We start from the raw sequence: 21,329 nt of genomic DNA, 5'->3' as shown, positions 1-21,329 counted from the left end.
CTGCTCCTTCGTTCGCGACCGCGGGGCTCCGCCGCGCCGCACTCCTCGCGCTCACGGCGCGATCCCCCAGACGGACAGGCCCGTCGTCTCCGGCAGGCCGCACATGAGGTTGGCGTTCTGCACGGCCTGGCCGGCGGCGCCCTTGCCGAGGTTGTCCAGCGCGCTCAGCACGATCGACCGGCGGGAGTCGACGTCGACGGTGGCCTGCAGGTGGCACGAGTTGGAGCCCAGGGTGGCGGCGGTGTGCGGCCAGGCGCCCTCCGGCAGGACGTGCACGAAGGGCGCGTCCGCGTAGGCCTCGGCGAGCACCGCACGCGGGTCGACGCCCCGGGCCGGTACGGCGGTCACCGTGGCGAGGATGCCCCGGGGCATCGGCGCGAGCACAGGCGTGAGCGAAAGGCCCGTCGCGCCGGTGGCCTGCTTGATCTCCGGGACGTGCTGGTGGGTGCCCACGCGGTAGGGCGACAGGTCGCCCATCACCTCGCTGCCGAGCAGGTGCGGTCTGGCCGCCTTGCCGGCACCGGAGGTGCCGGAGGCAGCCACGACCACCACGTCGGCCGGGGCGGCGGCACCGGCGGCGACCAGCGGGGCGAGGGCCAGGATGATCGCGGCGGCGTAGCAGCCGGTGTTGGCGACCCGGGTGGCGCCGGCGATCAGCTCCCGCTGGCCGGGCAGCTCGGGCAGGCCGTAGGTCCACGGCCCGGCGTGCGTGCCGCCGTAGTAGTTGGCCCAGGCGTACGGGTCGGCGAGGCGATGGTCGGCGCCCAGGTCCACGACGCGGACCTCGGGCGGGAGCTGGGCCGCCAGGGCCGCCGACTGGCCGTGCGGCAGGGCCAGGAAGACCAGGTCCGCCTCGGCCAGCGCCGCCGCGTCCGTCTCACCGAGGACCATGTCCAGGCCGGCGAGCTGCGGGTGTACGACGTCGAGCCGGTGCCCGGCCTGGCTGTGCGCGGTTGCGGCGACCAGGTCGAACTCCGGATGCCCGGCGACCAGTCGGATCAGCTCGCCCCCGGCGTAGCCGCTCGCTCCGGCGACCGCGACTCGGATACCCATCCCCACCTCCGCATGACTATGCAGGGGAGGCTAGCAGGGCGTCGCCACACACTGCAACATCATGCATCGGATTGCATGATGATGTCACGGAAAGCGGGTCACCCGTCATGCCGACGACACCATCGCTCGTCGGGCCTGCTGCCGATCTGCCGGTAGAGCCCCGCCGCGCGGAGACGATCGCCGCACACGTAAGCCTCGGCGGCCTCCCGCCAACCGGTGGGCGCGGCGGCCCCGAGCAGGCTGGTCGGCATGCCGTACGAGCGCAGTAGAGCCGGCAGCACCACCCCGACCTCGGCGGGGACGAAGCCGGACCCGACGACGTCGACCGCCTCCTCCACGAGGTGGCCGAGCCGGGCGGATGACCTCCGTCGCCGGGCGACCGCCGCGGCCAGCAATGGCCGGTACAGCGCCGCCGACCAGAGCGAGCCCTGCGAGGTGGACGCGGCCAGTCGCTCCAGCACACCGGCCGCCCCCCGCCGGTCACCCGACAGCAGTGCCAGCCGTCCCCGCAGCCACAGGCAACGGTCGGTCAGGAAGTGGCCGTCCTCGCAGGCCAGCCAGCGTCGGACCCGCCGGTCGGCCGCGACCAGGTCACCGGCCCAGAAGTCACGCCAGGCGAGGTTCGCCTCCAGGTGCCGCAGGTCCAGGGCGGTGCCGCGGGCGCGGGCAGCGGGTACCGCCCACTCGAGCACCTCCCGGTAGCCCCGGAGATCACCCGACGTCGCCGTCGCGTCCATCAGGTTGACCGCGAAGCTGGACGCGATCCAGCCGGCGCTCGCCCGGTGCACGTCCACCGCGGCCTGGCAGTCCCGCACCGCCGCGGGATGACCCAGGTAGAGCCGGGCCAGGCCCCGGTTGCCCAGCAGCCGCGCCCACTCGTAGTCGGGCGAGGGCGGACCGGCACGACGGACGACGGCCTCCGCCACGTCCACCCCGTCCTTCGCCTGCCCGGTGACCGCGAGCATTCCGACCAGCGAGGCCGCCATGGGCACGGGCCAGTCCGCCAGGGGAACAACGCCGAGACGACGGCGCGCCCGAGTCAGGGCGCGCGTCGCGGCCGCTCCGTCACGCACGTACCAGAAGAGGCGCGAGATGGTCAGCTCGGCCTGCACCACGCCGAGCCGGTCACCCCGGTCGGCGAAGAGACGGTACGCCGCCCGCGCCTCCTCGGCCCCCGTTCCGGTGTCCCGGGAGCGGTGTTCGGCCAGCCGCAGCAACAGCGCCGGCCGGTCGGGCTCCTCCGGCCCGGTCGTCGCCAGCACCGCCCGGAGGCATTCGTAAGCCTGCCCGTGGCCCCCCATCCGCTCGGCGAAGTCGGCGGCCCGAAGGAGCGCGTGGCGGGCGGCGACGGCACGTGCGGGGCCCGTCGACAGGCCTGCCGCCGGGGGACCCACGCCCAGCCGCCGCACCTGGCGGCACGGTCCACCGGCCCGGCCCGCCGCCAGATCCAGGCGCGCGAGGAGGTCGATCGCTTCCTGCCGCCCCCGAGTCAGGTCCCGGACCTCGGGCCAGCCGGCCACCGAGGGATACGCCCCGCCGAGGACCGGACCGGCCGAGAGGTCGACGACACGGCGGAGAAGATCGGCGGCGACATCGGCACGGCCCTCGCCGACGAGCCTGCGCGCCTCCCGCAGGTCCCGGCGGAAGGCCAGCACGTCGAGGTCGAGGTCGGTGACGTCCAACCCGTAACCGCCGGCCTCCATCCGGATCCGTCGGGGGCCGTCGTCGACGCCGGCGAGGACGCGACGGAGGCGGTGGATCTGCACCTGGGCGGCCGGTCGCATCGCGGCGGGCTGCCGGTCCGGCCACAGGGCGGTGGCGATGCGCTCCAGGGCCACCGGCGCCGGGGCGCGCAGCAGCAGCAATCCCAGCAGCAGCGGGCGTCGACGCCCGGCCACGGGCACGGGTGTCCCGTCGACCTCCCAGGCGACACCGCCGAACACCTGCCCTCGAGCCCGTCGCCCGATCCGACAGGACGCTCCAGCAGATCGTTGCACATCGATAAGACTCGGTCACTCGTCCGGCCGCCGCAAGCCCGCAGAGCGATGCGGCGGTGACGGCCTGGTCGACGATTCCCGGCCACTTTCATCGCCCTTACATCCCGACGCCCCTTCTTGCCCGCCGACACGGCCCTTCGCACACTGACCGCCACACGTTCCAGAGTCGCCCCGCCGTACCCGGCCGGAGCGGCGGCACAGCCGGGAGGTTCCCGTTGTCCCTTGCTCACCGTGCCGGCACGGTGCTGCCGGGCCGCCTCACCCCGCACGTCGAGGAGGCCGTGGCGGCGGTGCACGCCGCAGTCATCGCCGAGTTCCCCGTGCTCGAACGACTGCCGGCCGAAATGTGGGCGACGATCCGACACGCCGTCGGCATCCTCCTGCGCCGCGAACTGACGCTCGCCGCCCGCAACGAGCCCTGGACCGACGAGGACCTGGCCTTCGCCGGGGAGCAGGGTCGGCTCAGCGCCGCGCACGGGGTCTCGGGCGACATGCTGGACCGTTGCCTGCGGATCTGCGTGAGTGCCAGCCTACGGACCTTCTGGTCGGCCGTCGACGAAACCGGCACCGAGGAGGTGCTGGCCCTCAGCGCCTGGGTGCACCGCAACCTGGCTCCCGCCCGGCGGGTGGTGGCGCGCGAGCACCGCCGGGAACTGATCCGGCTGCGCGGTTCGGCGCAGGTCCGCCACCTGCTGGCGGAGCAGTTGGTGTGCGGGACCGCCGACCTCGCCGTACCCGCCGTCGGTGGGCACGGCTCCACCGACTCCTTCCTGGTCGTCGTCGTCCGCGGGGCACCGGCCGACGCCGAGCCTCCCGACACGGTCCTGTGGGTCGTCGACGACGCCGACCTGGTCCTCCTCGTCGCGTCGCCGGACACCGACCCGGAGCGTCGCACCGCCGAGTCGACCGCGCGGGACGTCGTCGGACGGCTGGCCGCCCGCGCACCACGCCTCGCGGCCGGCAAGGCGTGGGCCGCCCGGCCGTGCGACGTACCGCAGGCGCGCGCCGAGGCCGGACGGGTCGCCCGCCTGGCCGGGGCCACCGGCGATCACACCCGCCTGCACGGTGCCGACGATGTCGTCCTCGAGTCGGCCGTGGCGCAGGCCGGGCCAGCGGCGGACCGGCTGGCGGGGTTGCTCGACGTCCTCGAAGCACGACCGGAACTCCTGGCGACCCTGGAGACCTTCTTCGCCCACGACTACGACCGGACCCGGTCCGCGCGGGCACTCTTCCTGCACCGGCGGACGCTGCAGCTGCGACTGCACCGCATCTGCCAACTGACCGGCCACTCGCCCACCACGGCCCGAGGCTCGCTGGTCCTGAACGCGGCCCTGTCCGCACGACGCCTGCGCCCGTCCTGACCGGACCCGGCCAGCGGACGGCAGGTGCCGGGGCGGCGGCCGCCCCGGCACCGTCAGCGCGCGGTCACGGTGCCGAGTAGGTCACGCAGCGCGCGTTGCCGTACACGTAGCAGACGGTGTACGGCTGCCCGGCGCTGTCCCGACGCACCGTCACCTCGCCGGTGAAGAACATGTACGACCGGCCGCTGCCGGAGTCGTATCCGCCGCTGAAGGTGACGCCGCGGTAGCTGCCGGTGATGCTGCCGACGACGTTGCCGGGCTTCTCCATCTTCGCCTTCACGTAGCAGCGGGAATAGTAGTAGGAGCCACTCCACAGGTTGTTGGTGCACGACACCAGCGTCTGGCTGCCGTAGCCCACGGCGTTCCACCCGTTGTAGGGCTGGATGGCCAGGATGGCCCCGTAGACGCTGGGCCGGCCGTTGACGTAGTCGAGGCTGAGGCGGTAGTCGTACCAGCCGACGTTGTAGGTGCTGCCCCACGACGTGTAGGCCATGATCATACGGTCGCCCTGGACGGACACCGGGGCGGCGAGGGCCGGCGATCCGGTGCCGACGGTGACCAGCGTGACCGAGAGGACGGCGGTCAGCAGCGCTGTCAGGGCCCGTGCGGTGAGGCGGCGGGCGCGGTGCAGTGTGGCAGACATGACACCCCTTTCGCGGAAGACAATGATCGGGTTGGATCAATCGTCTTCGGTGCCGGGGGACGTCGGCCATTGGGCAGGTGCGCAGAGCCTGCGGGTGGGGCTGCCCACGTGGGCAGCCCCACCCGCACCGGCCGGTGGGATGGGTCCTCGGCCTCGCTCAGCCGCCGCGCAGGGTGGCGCCGAAGCGCTCCGCGGCGCGGGCGACCGCCGCGTCGCGGGCGGCCACCGCCTCCTTTACCGTCAGCGTCCGGTCCGGCGCCCGGAAGGTGAGCTTGTACGCGAGCGACCTGCGGCCCGCCCCGAGCTGCTCCGAGGCGTACACGTCGAACAGGCGCACCCCCTCCAGCAGGCCGCCGGCGCCCTCGACGAGGGCCTGCTGCACCTGCTCCGCGGGCACCGAGGAGTCGACGACCAGCGCCACGTCGATCAGCGCCGGGGGGAAGCCCGACACGACCGGCGCGGACGCCACCGGCGGCGCCGGCAGCACGTCCAGGTCGATTTCCATGGCGCTGGTCCGTCGGGGCAGTTCCAGCGCCGCCACGACCGCCGGGTGCAGCTCGCCGGCGTGCCCGACCACGGTGCCGTCGACCAGCAGCTCGGCGCACCGGCCGGGGTGCCAGGGGGCGTGCTCGGCGGCCCGGACCTCGATCCGCTCGGCGGGGACCTCGGCGGCGGCCAGCACGTCCCGGCCGGCCTGCACCGCGTCCGCCCAGCCCGCCGGGCGGCCCGCGCCCCACCAGCCGGCCGGTTCGACGTCGCCGGTCAGCACGACGGCGACGTGCCGGGGCTGGTCGGGTACCACCGCGTCGGCGGCGGCGAACTCCTCGTCGGTGGGGCGCCGGTCCACGCCCATCGTCGGCGGGCGGCCCGCGCCGGGACGCGGGTGGAACACCGCGCCGATCTCGTAGAGGGCGAGGTCGCGCTGGCCCCGGCCGAGGTTGCGCCTGACGATGCCGAGCAGCGGGCCCAGCAGCGTGGTGCGCAGCAGCGGCTCCTCCTCCGACAGCGGGTTGGCCAGCCGCACCGCCCGCCGACGTTCGTCGTCGGCGGGCAGACCGAGCTGGTCGGCCAGCCCGGGGGCGACGAACGGGTGCGCGAGCACCTCCACGTACCCCCGCTCGGCGAGCGACCGGGCCACGGCCCGGCGGCGCCGCTGCTGCCAGGTCAGACCCCGGCCGGGCGGCGCGGTCGGCAACACCGACGGCACCTCGTCGTACCCGTCGAGGCGGACCACCTCCTCGACCAGGTCGGCCGGGTCGGTCAGGTCGGGCCGCCAGGTCGGCGGGGTGACGCTGAGCGCGTCGTCGGCACCGGCGCCCACGCCGACCTCGCCCGGGTCCTCGGCCAGCCGGTCGGCACCCCGGACGACCGTGCAGCCGGCCTGCTCGAGCAGGGCCACCACCCGCGCCGGTGGGTAGCTCACGCCGATCCGCCGGCTCGGCAGGTCGACCGGCAGCACGACCGGGGTACGCGGCCGGACGTGGTCGAGGTCGAGGATCTCGTCACCGGCCGCGCCACCGGCGTGCTCGGTGAGCAGCCGGACCGCCCGCTCGATGGCCACCAGCGGCAGGGCCGGGTCGACGCCCCGCTCCCACCGCTTCGCCGCCTCGCTGAACAGCTTGTGCCGGCGGGCCGTGCGCCCGACCATCACCGCGTCCCAGTGGGCGGCCTCGAAGAGCACGTTCACCGTCCCGGGGACGACCTCGCTGGTCTCGCCGCCCATCACGGCGGCCAGCGAGATCGGAACGCCGGTCCCCTCGCCCGCGAGGGAATTCGGCAGCCCGGCGTCGCAGATCACCATGTCCTCGGGCGCGAGGGCGCGGGTGACCCCGTCCAGGGTGGTCAGCTTCTCCCCCGCCCCGGCGCGCCGGACCACCAGCGGCCCGGCGATCCGGTCGGCGTCGAAGGCGTGCATCGGCTGGCCCAGCTCGAGCATCACGTAGTTGGTGATGTCGACCGGCAGCGAGATGCTGCGGATGCCGGCGGCGGTGAGCCGCCGCTGCATCCAGCCGGGGGTCGGCGCCGCCGGGTCGACGCCACGCACGAGGCGGGCGGCGAACCGGTCGCAGCCGACGGTGTCGCGCACCTCGACCGGGTAGGCCGGCGTGTCGGTGCCGCCGGGCGCGGGCGCCAGGCCCGGGTCGCGGAACGGCACGCCGAGGGCGTGCGACAGCTCCCGGGCCAGGCCGCGGACGCTCATCGCGTACCCCCGGTCCGGGGTGATCTCCACCTCGACCACGACGTCGTCGAGCCCGACGACGGGCCGCGCGTCGTCGCCCGGCTTGGCGGGGGTGTCCTCCGGCAGCACGATGATGCCCGAGTGGTCGTCGCCCAGGCCCAGCTCCTTGGCGGAGCAGATCATGCCGTTGGAGTTGCGCCCGTACGTCCTGCGCGCGCCGATGGCGAACCCGCCGGGCAGCACGCCACCGGGCAGGATCACCACGACCCGGTCGCCGGGGACGAAGTTGCGCGCCCCGCAGACGATCTCCTGCGGCTCGCCGGTGCCGTTGGCGTCGCCGACGTCGACCCGGCAGAACCGGATCGGCTTCTTGAAACCGGTCAGCTCCTCGATCTGGAGGACCTCACCCACGACCAGCGCACCGGTGACGGTCTCCCGCAGGTCCGCCACGGACTCGACCTCGATGCCGAGGCCGACCAGGGCCTGCTCCAGGTCGGCCGTGGGCAGGCCGGCGGGGAGATCCACGTACTCCCGAAGCCAACTGACAGAAACTCGCATGACTCAGACCACCGTCTCCGTGACTCGTACCCGCATCGCCTACGCCCCGACCCCGAACGAGCGGGTGAACCGCACGTCGCCCTCGGCCATGTCCCGCATGTCGCTGACCCCGTGCCGGAACATCACCGTCCGGTCGATGCCCATGCCGAACGCGAATCCCGAGTAGACCTCGGGGTCGATGCCGCAGGCGCGCAGCACCCGCGGGTTGACCATGCCGCAGCCGCCCCACTCGACCCAGCGCGGGCCGTCGCGGTGCTCGGGGAACCAGACGTCGAACTCGGCGGACGGCTCGGTGAACGGGAAGTAGTGCGGCCGGAAGCGGGTCTTCGCGCCCTCGCCGAACATCGCCCGGGCGAAGTGGTCCAGGGTGCCGCGCAGGTGGGCCATGGTGATGCCCCGGTCCACCACGAGACCCTCCACCTGGTGGAAGACCGGCGCGTGGGTGGCGTCCAGCTCGTCGGTGCGATAGACCCGGCCCGGCACGATCACGTAGATCGGCGGCCTGCGGGTCAGCATGGTGCGCGCCTGCACCGGCGAGGTGTGCGTACGCAGGACGAGACCGGAGCCCTCCGTGCCCTCCGGCGCCGCCACGTGGAAGGTGTCCATCAGGCCGCGCGCCGGGTGGTCTGCGGGGATGTTGAGGGCGTCGAAGTTGGTCCACTCCAGCTCGACCTCGGGCCCCTCGGCCACCTCGTAGCCCATGCCGACGAACAGGTCGCTGACCTGCTCCATCAGGGTGCTGATCGGGTGCCGGGCGCCCCGTGGCCGCCGATCGTGGGGCAGCGTCACGTCGACGCGCTCCTCCACCAGCACCCGCTGCGCCTGCTCCCGGTCCAGGACCTCCTGGCGGGCCGCGTACGCGGCCTCCACGGCGCGGCGGGCCTCGTTGACCCGCTTGCCGGCGTCGGACTTCGCCGCCGGCGGCAGCGCGCCGATCTCGCGGCGGGCCAGCGAGATCGGGGAGCGGTCACCGAGGTGCGCCGGGCGCAGCGCGGTCAGCGCGTCCGGGTCGGCCGCCTCGGCGAACGCCTTCTCGGCGGTGGCGACGGCCTCGGCCAGGGCGGCCGGGTCGAGCAGGGCGACCTGCTTCGGATCGTACGGATCGTTGCGGTAGCTCATGGCGTACGGGCACTCCCTCACGGCGGCGCCGGCCCTCACTCAGGCGGCGAAGCGAGTCTACGGACGCGCGGCTGTGCCGCAGCCCGCCGGTGGGAGTTGTGCGGAGAGCAGGTCAGGCCCGCCGCCCGCCGACACCGGCGGGCTGGCTAAACGAACGCCGTGGTGCGCTCATGGGCGCAGGCTCTCCCCTGTGGTCCGTGCCTGGGGCGGCCGGCTCACGGCCGCCGCTGTGCTCTCGCTGAAGCGTACAGGCAGACGGCGGCGGCCGCAGCCAGGTTCAGGCTCTCGGCGCGACCGTGCAGGGGCACCCGGACGCGGGCGTCGGCAGCGACGGTGAGCGCCTCGGGCAGGCCGTGCGCCTCGGAGCCGAAGAGCCAGGCGGTGGGGGCGGCCAGCCGCCCGTCGTCGGCGAGGTCGTCGAGGTCGTCCTCGCCGTAGCCGGTGGCGGCGAGCACGGTGAGCCCGGCGGCGCGCAGCGCCGCGACGACGTCCACCGGGTCGGGCGCGCGGACCACGTCGACGTGGAAGAGGCTGCCGGCCGAGGCCCGCACACACTTGCCGTTGTAGGGGTCGACGGCCTCGCCGGCGAAGACGACCGCGCCGGCGCCCGCGGCGTCGGCGGTGCGCAGCACGGTGCCGGCGTTGCCCGGGTCACGGATCTCAGCGAGCACCGCCACCAGGCGGGGCCCGTCGGCCAGGGCCCGCTCCAGGGGCACGTCGAGGTGGCGACAGACGGCGACGAGGCCCTGCGGGGCGACGGTCTCGGCCAGCGCGGCGAGCGCCTCGTCGGTCGCCTCGGAGACGGGCACGTCGGCGCGGGCCGCGACGGCGGCCAGGTCGGCGTGCCGGTCCAGGGCCGCGGGCGTACCGAAGAGCTCGGTGACCACCCCCGGCCGGGCCAGTGCCTCGCGGACCGCCTGCGGCCCCTCGGCCAGGAAGCGCCCGGCGGCCTCGCGGTCCCGGCGGCGCTGCAACCGGCGGGCGGCGACCACCCTGGGCGTACGCGGGGTGAAGGGGCCGGAGACAGCGTCGAGGCGTCTCCCGCGCGATGGTGACTGCATGGGAGACGCCTCGATCTGCTGGTGCGCGGGGATCAGGCGGCCTGGGCCGCCGCGCCGCCGGTGCCCTCGGCCGCGACCGCGGCCCGGGCCAGCTCGACGATCGCCGCGAAGGCGGCGGCGTCGTTGACGGCCAGGTCGGCCAGGATCTTGCGGTCGACCTCGATGCCGGCCAGGCGCAGGCCCTGGATCAGGCGGTTGTAGGTCATCCCGTTGGCACGGGCACCCGCGTTGATCCGCTGGATCCACAGCTGCCGGAAGTCGCCCTTGCGGTCGCGACGGTCCCGGTAGGCGTACTGCATCGAGTGCAGCACCTGCTCCTTGGCCTTGCGGTAGAGGCGGGAGCGCTGACCGCGGTAGCCGCTCGCGGTCTCCAGCAGGGTACGGCGCTTCTTCTGGGCGTTCACAGCCCGCTTGACGCGTGCCATCTCAACTCCTAGTTACGTAAGGTGGCGCGCGTCAGCGGCCGAGCAGCTTCTTGATGCGCTTGACGTCGGCCTTGGCCAGCACCACGGTGCCGGTCAGCCGACGGGTGCGGGTGGAGGACTTCTTCTCCAGGTTGTGGCGGAGGCCGGCCTGCTGGGCAACGATCTTGCCCTTGCCGGTCACCTTGACCCGCTTGCCCATCCCCGTGTGGCTCTTCATCTTCGGCATGTGGAACGTCTCTCCCCTGTTACTCGCCGCTGTTGTCGGCGACTGTGCCGGTGTCACCGGCCGCTGCGGGATCGCCGGCCGGGGCGCCCTCGGCGTCGCGCTCCCGTGGCCCGCCCCGGGTGGCCGTGGCGGCGACCGCGGCGGCCTTGGTGGCGCGGTGCGGCGCGAGCACCATGATCATGTTTCGACCGTCCTGCTTGGGAGCGGCCTCGACGTATCCCAGCTCCGAGATCTCCGACTCGAGCCGGCGCAGGAGCCGGTAACCCAGCTCCGGGCGGCTCTGCTCGCGACCGCGGAACATGATCGTCACCTTGACCTTGTCGCCGGCCTTCAGGAACCGCACCACGTGACCCTTCTTGGTCTCGTAGTCGTGCGGGTCGATCTTCGGCCGGAGCTTCATCTCCTTGATGACGGTCTGCTGCTGGTTACGCCGCGCTTCGCGCGCCTTGAGTGCGCTCTCGTACTTGAACTTGCCGAAGTCCATGAGCTTGCACACCGGCGGGCGCGCCATCGGCGCAACCTCGACCAGGTCCAGGTCGACGTCCGCGGCCAGCTGAAGGGCGCGCTCCAGCGGGACGATGCCCACCTGCTCACCCTCGGGGCCGACCAGTCGGACCTCACGTGCCCGGATCTGCTCGTTCACGCGTGGTTCGACGCTGATGGGGCCTCCTCGAGTCAAGATCTCTGCGTGGCCGACCCCGCGGCTCCCGGGTGGGAGCCGACCTGGAAAGCAGAAGGCCCCGGCGCATGCCAGGGCCCGCTCGACCGGTCGGCACGATCACATGATCGCGCATCCGGTGCCGGGACGTGCCCGGAACCGGTGACCGGACCCGGCCACCGTGGCGGCGACTCGGGTGGGAGCAGGCGCTCCTCTTTCAAGGCTGTGTGCGTGGCGCGACTGCGCGCACGCGGGGACAGCCTGGTCGACTCGCCCACACTACACCCCCGCCCGGGCGGGGGCCCACCCGGGCACCCGGTCAGCGGCCGGTGGCGCCCTCGGCCAGCCGCGCCTGGTGCGCCTGGTGCAACCGGCGCAGGGCGCGGACCCCCTCGACGGCCCGCTCCTTGTCGGCGGCCTGGAGGGCGATCACAGGCAGCAGGTCGTCGTCGTGCAGCTCCAGGCTGGCCCAGGGTGCGCCCCGGTCGAAGCGGACCCCCCGCACGACCTCCCACGGCAGCTCGTACGAGCCGACGACGTTGCGTACGCGCACCCCCCGCGCGTTCGCGTCGACCCGGGGGCGGGTGAAGATCAGGAAGGCGAGCGCACCCATCACGCCGAGCCCCACCATCGCGACCTGGTCACCCCGCTGGAAGCTGCCGTAGCCGTTGCCGGTCGCGCCGCTCAGCGTGGTGGCCACCAGGGCGAACACCACGAACAGCACGGCCGCGCAGCCCCAGCAGACCAGCCGGACGCGGTGCGGGCGGAGGTGGACGGACTCGGTTTCGCTCACCCCACCAGTCTGCCACCCGCGGCCGGCCGCTCCCGCGCCGCCACGCGTTGCGGCCCCGCCCGGCGCAGCCCCTCACCCCTCCTCGGCCGCCAGCTCGCCCATCCGTCGCAGGCGGGGCAGGTCGCGGACCGTGATCCGGCGGTAGTCCGTGTCGACCAGGCCCTCCGTACGCAGCTCACGCAGGACCTTCTGGATCGAGGTCTCGGCGGCGCCGCAGATGCTGGCGAGTTCGGGCTGCGTGAGCCGCACGTCGATGACGACGCCGTCGCGAACCTGGCGGCCGTGGGTGCGGCAGAGCTCGGCGACGACCCGGGCGACCCTGATCTTCACCGGATAGGAGGTGAAGTCGATGCGCCGCCGGTTGGACCAGCGCAGCCGGTCCGACACCATCGCCGCCAACTCCAGCGCGGCGTCCGGGTGCTCCTTGAGGAACATCTTGAACCGGTCGGGCTGGATGACCCGGTACGTCGCCGGCCCGCAGGTGGTGACGCTCGCCGAGCGTGGCCGGTCGTTGAGCGCCGACATCTCGCCGACGAGGTCGCCGCCGACGCGCAGGGCCAGCAGTGCGGCCCGCCCGTCCGGAAGGGTCGCGGTGACCTTCGTCAGCCCCTCCTCGAGCAGCACCAGGTGCGACTCCCGTACGCCCTCGTGGATGACGATCTGTCCGGGCGGGACCCGCCGGCGCACCCCCAGCTCCAGCAGGGCGGCACGAACCGGGGGGCCGAGCCGTTGCAGGAACGTGCCGTACGGCCAGGTGACGTCGGACAGTTCGGCTGGTCGTCGCATCAGCGCTCTCATCCTCCTCGGCCAGCGACAGCCGTCGAAGCGTAGCCGGCCCTGCGCGTAGCGCGACGCCCGCAGGCGCAGGGCGGCGGCGACGGCGAGCTGGACGATCACCCACGCCAGCAGGACGCCCGGCGGCCAGCCGACCGCGAGCAGCAGCTCCATCAGCCCGATCCTCATACGACCAGGACACCGGCCCACCGCGTGCCGGACCCCCGAACAGGACGGGATGACGCCCCACCGACAGTTCCGGGCGATGCCGTACTTCTACGGGGTTCCGCCGGGCCCGCCCCGGTTCGATGTCCCCTGCGGTGCCCGCCTGTGGGGCGGGTCGGGCGACGAAGGGCGGCACGACGATGCGACATCCCGAGCGACGACTGTTGATCTCCGTGGACATGGAGCGGTACAGCCGGCGCACCAACCTCCAGCAGTACGAGGCGCAGAAGCACTTCCGGGAACTGCTGCACGAGGCGGCCGGCGACGTCGGCCTGGACCGGGTCGCCTGGACGACGCAGCAGGCCGGCGACGGCGAGCTGGCGATCCTCCCCCGCGACGTGGCCGAGTCCCGCGTCATCGGCCGCTTCGTACCGGAGCTGAACAGGCGGCTGCGCAGCTACAACAGCAGCCGGGTGCCGGCCGCCCGGATCCGCCTGCGGGTCGCCGTCCACCAGGGACTCGTCCACCTCGACGGGGCCAACGGCTTCCCCGGCAACGCCGTCGTCCTCGTCTGCCGGCTGTGCGAGGCGGCACCCGTGAAGCGGGCCCTGGCGGCCTTCCCCGACGCCGGGGTAGCGCTGGTCGTGTCGGCCGAGATCTACCGCGACGTCGTCACCGAGTACCCGGAGGAGATGCGCCCCGAGCGGTTCCGGCGGGTCGAGGTGACCCACCCGGACAAGGGGTTCCGGGAGGACGCCTGGTTCTGCGTCGTGGACGAGGACATGTCCGCCCTGCCGGCGGCGGAGGACGCCGGTACGCCTTCCCCGGCACCCGTCTCCACGACGCCGCCCGCTTCGGGAGGCGGGGCCCCGGGTGGGGAGCCGCCGGAGTCCCCGGCGACCCGGACGCCGCCGGGCGCGGGCGACATCCGCACGGGTGACATCCGGGTCGACGGCCAGAACGCGATCGGGCACGGCGCCACGGCGATCGGTTCCGTCGGGCGGGACCTGACCTTCGGTGGCGGACGGGAGGGCCGGGCACGGTGACCGCACCTCACTTCCCGTACCCGCCCGTCGTCGGCGACGACGACCCGGACGGGCCCCGGGACGCCCCCGGTGACGACGGGTACGACCGTCCCACGGAAGGCCCGGCGGCAGGCCCGGACCAGGACCCGCCGGACGGGCGGACGGACCCGGCGGACCCGGCGGACCCGGCGGACCCGGCGGGGACCGGGTCGGCGGAGGGCTGCGAGGCGGACGAGCCGGAGGAGCCGCTCGACTCGGCGGACGTCATCCGCGGACTGGCCGACCTGCTCGGCGGCGCCACGATCGGCTTGGGCGACGTACGGGTACGGGGCCAGAACGCCACCGGGCACGGCGCCGTCGCGATCGGCACCGTCAACGTGACCACCGCGGGAGCCGACGGCACGGGGCGGATCTGGTACGAGAGCCTGAGCGGGAACGACGTCGGGGAACTGGCGCAGGGGTACGCGCCGACGTCCAGCGACCAGCAACTCGACCGCCACCTCAAGCGCCGCCACCTGGTGTGCCTGTCCGGCCCGTCCGCCAGCGGCCGGTTCACCTCCGCCGTCCTCGCCACCGCCCGCAGGCACGGGCACGACCGCGCCTGTGTCCTCGGCGCGGAACAGCCCGCCGACCTGCTCGGGTCGAGCGAACGGTTGCCCGCCGGACGCGGGTACGTGCTCCGGCTCGCGGACACCGCGGCGAACGCCGTCGACGGGTTCACCCTCGTGGCGCTCGCGGCACGGGCCGAGGCAACCGGCATGACGCTGATCCTGGTCGGGGACTTCTCCCGGCGCGGTCAGGACCTCGCCGGGCACGTCGTGGAGCATCGGGTGCCGCCAGCGGTGGAGGTGTTCCGGGCGCGGCTGCGCCAGCAGTTGGCCGGGCTGTGCGTCGGCTGGTGCCCGGACGGATGCGACGGCACCTGCGTGGAGCGGTACGTCGACGACGAGTGCGTCACCCATCCGCTGCTCTCGGCCTACCTCGCCGGCGAGCCCCGTCCGGGCGAGGTGGTGCCCGTCGTGGAGCTGATCGCCCGGACGGTTCCGCACGGCCCCGCCCTGACCGAGCGGTTGGAGCAGCTACTCCCCCGCCAGCTACGGGAGCGCGCGGCGCAGATCCTCGACGCCGGCCGACCCGACGGCCCGGACGGGGTCGACGCCTGGGCGGCCGACCGGGCCCGCGCCTTCCGGCTCACCTGTGCCGTCCTGGCCGGGCAGCCGGTGGCGGAGATCGATCAGGCGGCCCGACGGTTGGCCGGGACCGACCCGACCGGGACCGCCTCCGTCGGACCCCGGCTGCGCGGCCCCGAACTGGACACGCTCCTCGGGTCGACGCTGCGCCAGGCCGTCGTCGTGGTCGGCGACGAACGCGCTGCGGGGGGCCGGCGGATCGAGTTCGGCGCCGGCAGCGAGCAGCTCCGTTCGACGTTGCTTGAGGTCGCCTGGACGGACTGGTGGCTGCCCGGGCAGCTGCTCGGCTGGCTGGCGGACCTGGTCCGCTCCGACGTGCCGGGGATCCGGCAGGCCGCTGCGGGCGCCATCGGCTGGTCGGCCGGGCGGGACGTGCGGGCAGCCCTGGAGACGGTCGGCGACCTGGCCCGGGAACGGCGGGCGGGCGTCCGGCAGGCCGCCGCCATCGTGCTGGTCGCCATGGCGATGCAACCCGGCCTGCGCCAGCGCGTACGGACCGAACTCGACCAGTGGGCCGCCGGGCCGGCGGCGCACCTGCGGGACACCGTTGCGCGGGCGTACGGCCTCGGACTGGCCCGCCTCTGGCCCGACGCCGCCCTCGTGCAGTTGCGCCTGGTGGCGCAGGCCCGCATGCAGCGGCGGAACAACTCCGTGGTCCGGGGCCTGGTCGAGGTCTACCGGGACGGCCACGCGGCCACGCTCGTGCCGGAGCTGGTCGACTGGACGTCCGACGACCCGGAGGTGCGGCTGCACGCGGCGCGGACGCTGCGTGTCCTCGCCGACCGCTGGGCCGAGCCGCCCAGGGAGCACTGGCCGGAGCTGCTGGACCTCGTCCGGCGGCGGATCGTCAGCCCGGGCGACGTGGCCGCGCTCTGGGCCGTGGCGCTGGGCATGCCGCAGACGGCCTACCGCTCGTGGCGGACGCTCGGCTTCTGGCTGAACCGGGCGGACGGCAATCCCGAGGTCGCCGCCCACTGCGTGGCCCTGCTCCGGCACGTGATCGCCGGTCGGCCGCCGCTGCGGCACCGCCTCGACCACCAGGTCCGCCACGTCTGGCGGCCCATCATGCCGCGCAACGACCTGCTCGACGCCGTACACGCACTCATCGACGAGGACCTGTCATGACGACTCACCCCACCGGGCCACCCCCCACGGCAGCGTTCGTACCGCCCCAGCCGGAGCGCCGCCGCTGGTGGCACGCCTTCTTCCCGCCGGTCCAACCGGTCCCTCCCGCCGGGCCACCGGCGCCCCCGGTCCCCGACACGGTGACGTTCCGCCACGACGTGCCGCAGCCGATCCTGGTCCCGGCCAGGGGCGACGCCTTCGACTTCCGGCTGCACGTCGTCTACAACTGGACCGCGCAGAACATGCCCTACGAGGCGCTGCGGCTGCGGGCCGAGCGGTATCTCGCCTGGGCGGGTGGCATCGTCCGGGAGCGGGCGGTGGATCTGGCCCGCCAGTACGAGCCGCACCGCTCGCACGACCTGGAGCGGGCGCTCAACGACCGGCTGGCCGGTCAGCGCTGGCCCCGGGAGGGTTCCCAGCCCTACTTCTGGGTGCAGGTGCGGGTCAGCCCGGACGAGCGGGTGCGGGAGCGGCTGCGGCCGTACTGGGAGCAGCGGATCAAGCTCGAGTGCGACCACGAGCTGCAGAAGATCAGGGCCCAGCAGGCCGACGAGCTGACCCGCCGGTGGTGCGCCGTGCTGCAGAGCCTGGAGGACGATCCGGTCACCGCGCACGCGGCCCGGCTGACCGGTGAACAGTTCGCGGAGGTCTTCCGCCGGTACGTGGAGGAGCGCCGGGGGACGGTGCCGGACCTGGTGCAGCTGCTGCGGGAGGCCGTGCGGGGGCACGGCGACCTCGGCATGGGGCCGTCGGAGTACACCGAGGCGTGGGACGCGGCGATCCGGACGTACGAGCGACGGCACGGGCTCTCCGAGCGGACGAACTGACCGACGAGCCCCCTCCCGCGTACCGCCGGATCGTCGGCGCCTACCCCGGCGTCGCTGATCCGACGGTCGCGGCGGGGGCCCCCGGACCGGTGGCGGTCGGCGGCACGGCGTCGCGCGGACCTCGGCGGCCGGTCCCCCGGCCGGCGACCAGGGCCGCCGCCAGGGTGAGCAGCGCCCCGGCCAGCACCGGCAGCCGCAGGCCGGGGCCACCCGGCAGCAGCGCGTCCAGCAGCAGGGCACCGCCCAGCTGGCCGGCGACCAGGGCGAGCCCGGTGCGCAGCACGCCGACCGCCGGGACCCCGACCAGCAGGGCGGCCACGATGACGACGCCGAGCAGGCCGCCCGTGTAGAGGTACCAGTCGCCCGGCCAGGTCGGGCCCGGCCCGGTGAGGGCCCCGGCCAGCGCCGCGACCAGCAGTACGACGGGCGTGGCCGTGGCGAAGTTGACCACCATCCCGGCGGCGGCCGAACCGGCGGCGGAGACCCGCGCGTTCAGCGCGGACTGGAGCGCGACGCCCAGCCCGCCGGCCACGGTGAGCAGGACCAGGCCGAGGGCGAGGTCGCCGACGGGCTGGCCGAGCTGGGCCAGCGTCACGGCCGCCACGCCCAGCAGCGCCCCGGCCACCCGCGGTCGGGTGAGCGCCAGCCGCCCCACCGGCGCGAGTCCGGCCCGGTCGACGGCCAGCCCGCCGAGGCTGCCGCCGGCGACCTGGGAGATGGTGAAGACCGCCACCCCGAGCACCGGCACGATGTACGCCCCGGCCAGCACGATCGCCGCCCCGCCGAGCCCGCCCAGGTAGGTCCACCAGGGCAGCCGGGCCCGGCGCAGCGCGACGAGGCCGGTGCGGGCCGACGGCAGCGCCAGGACCCCGAGGCCGACCAGCAGCGCGCCGCCGACGTTGTTGACCACCGCGCCCAGGCTCGGGTCGCCGGCCCGCTCGCCCAGCTCGGCGTTGACCGCGCCCTGGGCCGCCGAGGCGACGCCGGCCAGGACGACCAGGGTCAGCGCCACCCGTGGCGGCAGGGCACGCGGCACCGGGGACGGCACCGCGGCGCCCGCCGCCACGGGCGGGCGACTCACAGCCGGCAGGCGTGGATGTTGGTGACCAGGATCGCGCGGGCGCCCAGCTCGTACAGCTCGTCCATGATCCGGTGGACGTCGTCGCGGAGCACCATCGCCTGCACCGCCACCCAGCCCTCGCGGTGCAGCGGCGAGACGGTCGGCGACTCGATGCCCGGCGTCAGCGAGCTGGCCCGGTCGAGCAGGCCGGCCGGCACGTCGTAGGCCAGCATCACGTAACGGCGGGCGACCAGCACCCCGTGCAGCCGGCGCAGCAGTTGCGCGCACTGCGGGTGGGTCGGGGCCTCGGCGCGTCGGACCAGCACCGCCGACGAACGCAGCAGCGGCTCGCCGAAGACCACCAGGCCCGCCTGGCGCAGCGTGGCGCCCGTCTCCACCACGTCGGCGACCACGTCGGCGACGCCGAGTCGTACGGCGTTCTCCACCGCGCCGTCGAGGCGGATCACCTCGGCCTTGACCCCCAGCTCCGCGAGGTGCCGCTCGACCAGCCCCGGGTACGCGGTGGCGATGCGGTGCCCGCCCAGCTCCCGTACGGAGGCGATGTCGTCGGGGCGGGCGGCGAAGCGGAAGGTGGCCCGGCCGAAGGCCAGGTCGACGACCTCCTCGGCGGGGGCGCCGGAGTCGATCAGCAGGTCCCGGCCGGTGATGCCCAGGTCCAGGTCGCCGGAGCCGACGTAGGTGGCGATGTCCTTCGGGCGCAGGTAGAAGAATTCGACGTCGTTGGCCTCGTCCCGGCAGACCAGGTCCTTCGGGTCGGTGCGCTGGCGGTAGCCCGCCTCGCGCAGCATCTGGGCGGCCGGCTCGGCCAGGGTGCCCTTGTTGGGGATGGCGACACGCAGCATGACGGAGTGCTCCTTCGATCGAAACTGATCAACGACGGGGCGCACTCACAGATGTCGGTAGACGTCCTTCAGGTCGAGACCGCTGGCCAGCATCAGCACCTGGACCTGGTAGAGCAGCTGGGAGATCTCCTCGGCGGTACGCTCCGGCCCCTCGTGCTCGGCGGCCATCCACGACTCGGCCGCCTCCTCGACGACCTTCTTGCCGATGAAGTGCACGCCCTTCTCGAGCGCGGCGACCGTGCCCGAGCCGGGGGTGCCCGCGGCGGCCTTGGCCTGCAGCTCGGCGAACAACTCCTCGAACGTCTTCACACCGCGATTCTTCCAGTCGCCCCGCCGCCCCCGCCGCGCCGGGTCGGCCCCCGCTCACCGACCGGGAACGCCGCACCGCGGCGGTGCGTCCCCGGCCGGGCGGGGTCAACCGCCGAAGCCGACCCGGTGACCGAAGCTGGCGAGGTCGCGGATGGCCAGGGCGGCGTCCAGGGCGGCGACGGTGGCCGCCCAGCCCTTGTCCTCCGCCGAGCCGGGCAGCCCGGCCCGGTCCCGGGCCTGCGCGAGGGTGTCGACGGTGAGCACGCCGTGCGCGACGGGCCTGCCCTCGTCCAACGCCACCCGGGTCAGCCCGTCGGTGACCGAACGGCACACGTAGTCGAAGTGGGCGGTGGCGCCCCGGACCACCACGCCGAGGGCGACCACCACGTCGCAGCGGCGCGCGAGGGCCTGGGCCACCACCGGCAGCTCGACCGATCCCGCCACCCGGGCGGTGACCGCCCGGGCCCCGCACGCCTCGGCGGCGGCGACCGCCCGGTCGAGCATGTGGTCGGTCAGCTCGCCGTGCCAGCGGGCCGCGACCACGCCGACGGTCATTCCGGCGGCGTCGACCGCCGTCACGCCCGGTTCACCGAAACCCGCCATGCCTACGCTCCGATCTCGTCGCCGAGGACCGGGCGGCCCATCGGGGCCTCGGTCACCTCGTCCAGTTCGTCCAGCAGGTGCCCCATCCGGTCCCGCTTGGTGCGCAGGTAGCGCACGTTCTCCGGGTGTGGGCGCACCGGCAGCCCCTCGCGGCCGGTGACGGTCAGCCCGTAGCCCTCCAGCCCGGCGCGCTTGGCCGGGTTGTTGGTGAGCAGCCGCATCGAGCGGACCCCGATGTCGTAGAGGATCTGCGCGCCGGTGCCGTAGTCGCGGGCGTCGGCCGGCAGGCCGAGGTCGAGGTTGGCGTCGACCGTGTCGCGGCCCTGGTCCTGGAGCTGGTACGCCTGGAGCTTGTGCAGCAGGCCGATGCCGCGCCCCTCGTGGCCGCGTACGTAGAGCACCACGCCCCGGCCCTCCCGGGCGACCCGGCTGAGCGCGGCGTCGAGCTGTGGGCCGCAGTCGCAGCGCACCGAGCCGAACACGTCGCCGGTGAGGCACTCGGAGTGCACCCGCACCAGCACGTCGCGTCCGTCGCCGATCTCGCCCGTGACCAGGGCGACGTGCTCGGCCGAGTCGTGCTCGCTGCGGTAGCCCAGGGCCCGGAACACGCCGTGCCGGGTGGGCATCCGGGCGTCCGCGACCCGCTCGACCTGCTTCTCGGTCCGCCGCCGGTACGCGACCAGGTCGGCGATGGTGATCAGGGTCAGGGAGTGCTCGGCGCAGAACTTCTCCAGGTCCGGCACCCGCATCATGGTGCCGTCGTCGTTGACCAGCTCGCAGAGCACGCCGGCGGGGCGCAGCCCGGCCAGCCGGGTCAGGTCGACGGCAGCCTCGGTGTGGCCGGGCCGGCGCAGCACGCCGCCCTCGCGGGCCCGCAGCGGCACCACGTGCCCGGGGCGGGCCAGGTCGGCGGGGCCGGTGCCGGGGTCGGCGAGCAGCCGGATGGTGTGCGCCCGGTCGGCGGCGGAGATGCCGGTGCTGACGCCCTCCCGGGCGTCGACGGTCACCGTGTAGGCGGTGCCGCGCCGGTCCTGGTTGGTGTGGTGCTGCGGCGGCAGGTCCAGCCGGTCGCACTCGCTCTCGGTCAGCGGCGCGCAGATGTAACCGGACGTGTGGCGCACCATGAACGCGAGCAGCTCCGTCGTCGCCAGCTCGGCGGCGAAGATCAGGTCGCCCTCGTTCTCCCGGTCGGCGTCGTCGACCACGACGACGGGCCGGCCGGCGGCGACGTCCGCCACCGCCTGCTCGATACTGCCAAAGGTGGTCATGCCGGCACTCCGCTTCGCTCCGTGCCGCCATGAGGCACCACCAAACC

20 protein-coding genes are annotated in these 21,329 nt (G+C 74.5%); 4 read left to right on the top strand and 16 right to left on the bottom strand.

Features of this window, described 5'->3' with window-relative positions; all coding sequences use genetic code 11:
• Positions 1-51 precede the first annotated feature (51 nt).
• Both argC and KBX06_RS12490 read right to left on the bottom strand, forming a co-directional pair.
• Complete coding sequence (gene argC / locus KBX06_RS12495; RefSeq protein ID WP_210834638.1) at positions 52-1,053, bottom strand: N-acetyl-gamma-glutamyl-phosphate reductase; 1,002 nt, start codon at positions 1,051-1,053, stop codon at positions 52-54.
• Positions 1,054-1,151: 98 nt separating this feature from the next.
• Positions 1,152-2,996: a BTAD domain-containing putative transcriptional regulator gene (locus KBX06_RS12490; RefSeq protein WP_210834637.1), complete on the bottom strand. Its 1,845-nt coding sequence runs from the start codon at positions 2,994-2,996 to the stop codon at positions 1,152-1,154.
• 269 nt (positions 2,997-3,265) lie between these two features.
• On the opposite strand from KBX06_RS12490, the gene KBX06_RS12485 reads away from it, so the two are divergent.
• Entirely contained in the window at positions 3,266-4,411 is a 1,146-nt protein-coding gene (locus KBX06_RS12485) for a CdaR family transcriptional regulator (RefSeq protein WP_210834636.1), read from the top strand.
• A gap of 64 nt (positions 4,412-4,475) precedes the next feature.
• On the opposite strand, the gene KBX06_RS12480 is transcribed toward KBX06_RS12485, so the two are convergent.
• The 9 genes from KBX06_RS12480 to KBX06_RS12440 all read right to left on the bottom strand — a co-directional run bounded on the left by KBX06_RS12480 (position 4,476) and on the right by KBX06_RS12440 (position 13,036).
• Positions 4,476-5,054 carry a hypothetical protein gene (locus KBX06_RS12480; protein ID WP_210834635.1) on the bottom strand — a complete coding sequence of 193 codons (579 nt, stop codon included), beginning with the start codon at positions 5,052-5,054 and terminating at the stop codon, positions 4,476-4,478.
• A gap of 157 nt (positions 5,055-5,211) precedes the next feature.
• Entirely contained in the window at positions 5,212-7,791 is a 2,580-nt protein-coding gene (gene pheT / locus KBX06_RS12475) for a phenylalanine--tRNA ligase subunit beta (RefSeq protein WP_210834634.1), read from the bottom strand.
• A gap of 39 nt (positions 7,792-7,830) precedes the next feature.
• Positions 7,831-8,910, bottom strand: a complete 1,080-nt coding sequence (gene pheS, locus KBX06_RS12470) for a phenylalanine--tRNA ligase subunit alpha (RefSeq protein WP_210834633.1) — start codon at positions 8,908-8,910, stop codon at positions 7,831-7,833.
• 215 nt (positions 8,911-9,125) lie between these two features.
• Complete coding sequence (locus KBX06_RS12465) at positions 9,126-9,971, bottom strand: RNA methyltransferase (protein ID WP_210834632.1); 846 nt, start codon at positions 9,969-9,971, stop codon at positions 9,126-9,128.
• Between the two features lie 32 nt (positions 9,972-10,003).
• Positions 10,004-10,396: a 50S ribosomal protein L20 gene (rplT, locus tag KBX06_RS12460; protein ID WP_030335718.1), complete on the bottom strand. Its 393-nt coding sequence runs from the start codon at positions 10,394-10,396 to the stop codon at positions 10,004-10,006.
• 31 nt (positions 10,397-10,427) lie between these two features.
• Positions 10,428-10,622: a 50S ribosomal protein L35 gene (rpmI, locus tag KBX06_RS12455; RefSeq protein WP_210834631.1), complete on the bottom strand. Its 195-nt coding sequence runs from the start codon at positions 10,620-10,622 to the stop codon at positions 10,428-10,430.
• A 19-nt stretch (positions 10,623-10,641) separates the two neighbouring features.
• Complete coding sequence (infC, locus tag KBX06_RS12450) at positions 10,642-11,265, bottom strand: translation initiation factor IF-3 (RefSeq protein ID WP_210834630.1); 624 nt, start codon at positions 11,263-11,265, stop codon at positions 10,642-10,644.
• A 334-nt stretch (positions 11,266-11,599) separates the two neighbouring features.
• Positions 11,600-12,073: a PH domain-containing protein gene (locus tag KBX06_RS12445; protein ID WP_210834629.1), complete on the bottom strand. Its 474-nt coding sequence runs from the start codon at positions 12,071-12,073 to the stop codon at positions 11,600-11,602.
• Between the two features lie 72 nt (positions 12,074-12,145).
• Positions 12,146-13,036 (bottom strand): Crp/Fnr family transcriptional regulator, encoded by an 891-nt coding sequence (locus tag KBX06_RS12440; protein ID WP_247685716.1) that lies wholly within the window; start codon positions 13,034-13,036, stop codon positions 12,146-12,148.
• A 176-nt stretch (positions 13,037-13,212) separates the two neighbouring features.
• Between KBX06_RS12440 and KBX06_RS12435 the strand changes: the two genes are divergently transcribed.
• The 3 genes from KBX06_RS12435 to KBX06_RS12425 are packed head-to-tail and all read left to right on the top strand — an operon-like array spanning position 13,213 to position 17,179.
• Positions 13,213-14,058 (top strand): hypothetical protein, encoded by an 846-nt coding sequence (locus KBX06_RS12435; RefSeq protein ID WP_210834628.1) that lies wholly within the window; start codon positions 13,213-13,215, stop codon positions 14,056-14,058.
• Positions 14,055-16,352, top strand: coding sequence for a hypothetical protein (locus KBX06_RS12430; protein ID WP_210834627.1), 2,298 nt, complete (start codon positions 14,055-14,057; stop codon positions 16,350-16,352). The genes KBX06_RS12435 and KBX06_RS12430 overlap by 4 nt, the downstream gene beginning before the upstream one ends.
• Positions 16,349-17,179 (top strand): hypothetical protein, encoded by an 831-nt coding sequence (locus KBX06_RS12425; protein WP_247685715.1) that lies wholly within the window; start codon positions 16,349-16,351, stop codon positions 17,177-17,179. The genes KBX06_RS12430 and KBX06_RS12425 overlap by 4 nt, the downstream gene beginning before the upstream one ends.
• Positions 17,180-17,219: 40 nt before the next feature.
• Here KBX06_RS12425 and KBX06_RS12420 read toward each other — a convergent pair whose 3' ends face one another.
• From KBX06_RS12420 to KBX06_RS12400, 5 genes are all read right to left on the bottom strand, one after another.
• The gene (locus KBX06_RS12420) at positions 17,220-18,260 is read right to left on the bottom strand and encodes a DMT family transporter (RefSeq protein ID WP_307854606.1); all 1,041 of its coding nucleotides are present in this window, start codon (positions 18,258-18,260) and stop codon (positions 17,220-17,222) included.
• Positions 18,257-19,102, bottom strand: coding sequence for an ATP phosphoribosyltransferase (gene hisG, locus KBX06_RS12415; RefSeq protein ID WP_210834626.1), 846 nt, complete (start codon positions 19,100-19,102; stop codon positions 18,257-18,259). Before hisG ends, KBX06_RS12420 begins: the two co-directional genes overlap by 4 nt.
• A 45-nt stretch (positions 19,103-19,147) precedes the next feature.
• On the bottom strand, positions 19,148-19,411 hold the full coding sequence (locus tag KBX06_RS12410) for a phosphoribosyl-ATP diphosphatase (protein ID WP_088947482.1): 264 nt from the start codon (positions 19,409-19,411) through the stop codon (positions 19,148-19,150).
• A gap of 105 nt (positions 19,412-19,516) precedes the next feature.
• Positions 19,517-20,014: a 6,7-dimethyl-8-ribityllumazine synthase gene (gene ribH, locus KBX06_RS12405; protein WP_210834625.1), complete on the bottom strand. Its 498-nt coding sequence runs from the start codon at positions 20,012-20,014 to the stop codon at positions 19,517-19,519.
• Positions 20,015-20,016: 2 nt separating this feature from the next.
• Entirely contained in the window at positions 20,017-21,282 is a 1,266-nt protein-coding gene (locus KBX06_RS12400) for a bifunctional 3,4-dihydroxy-2-butanone-4-phosphate synthase/GTP cyclohydrolase II (RefSeq protein WP_210834624.1), read from the bottom strand.
• Positions 21,283-21,329 lie beyond the last annotated feature (47 nt).

The sequence above is a fragment of the Micromonospora sp. C31 genome, from assembly GCF_018070575.1.
Lineage (GTDB): Bacteria > Actinomycetota > Actinomycetes > Mycobacteriales > Micromonosporaceae > Micromonospora.
Note: the sequence above shows the minus strand (reverse complement) of the source record. Positions and strands in the feature narration are given on the sequence as shown.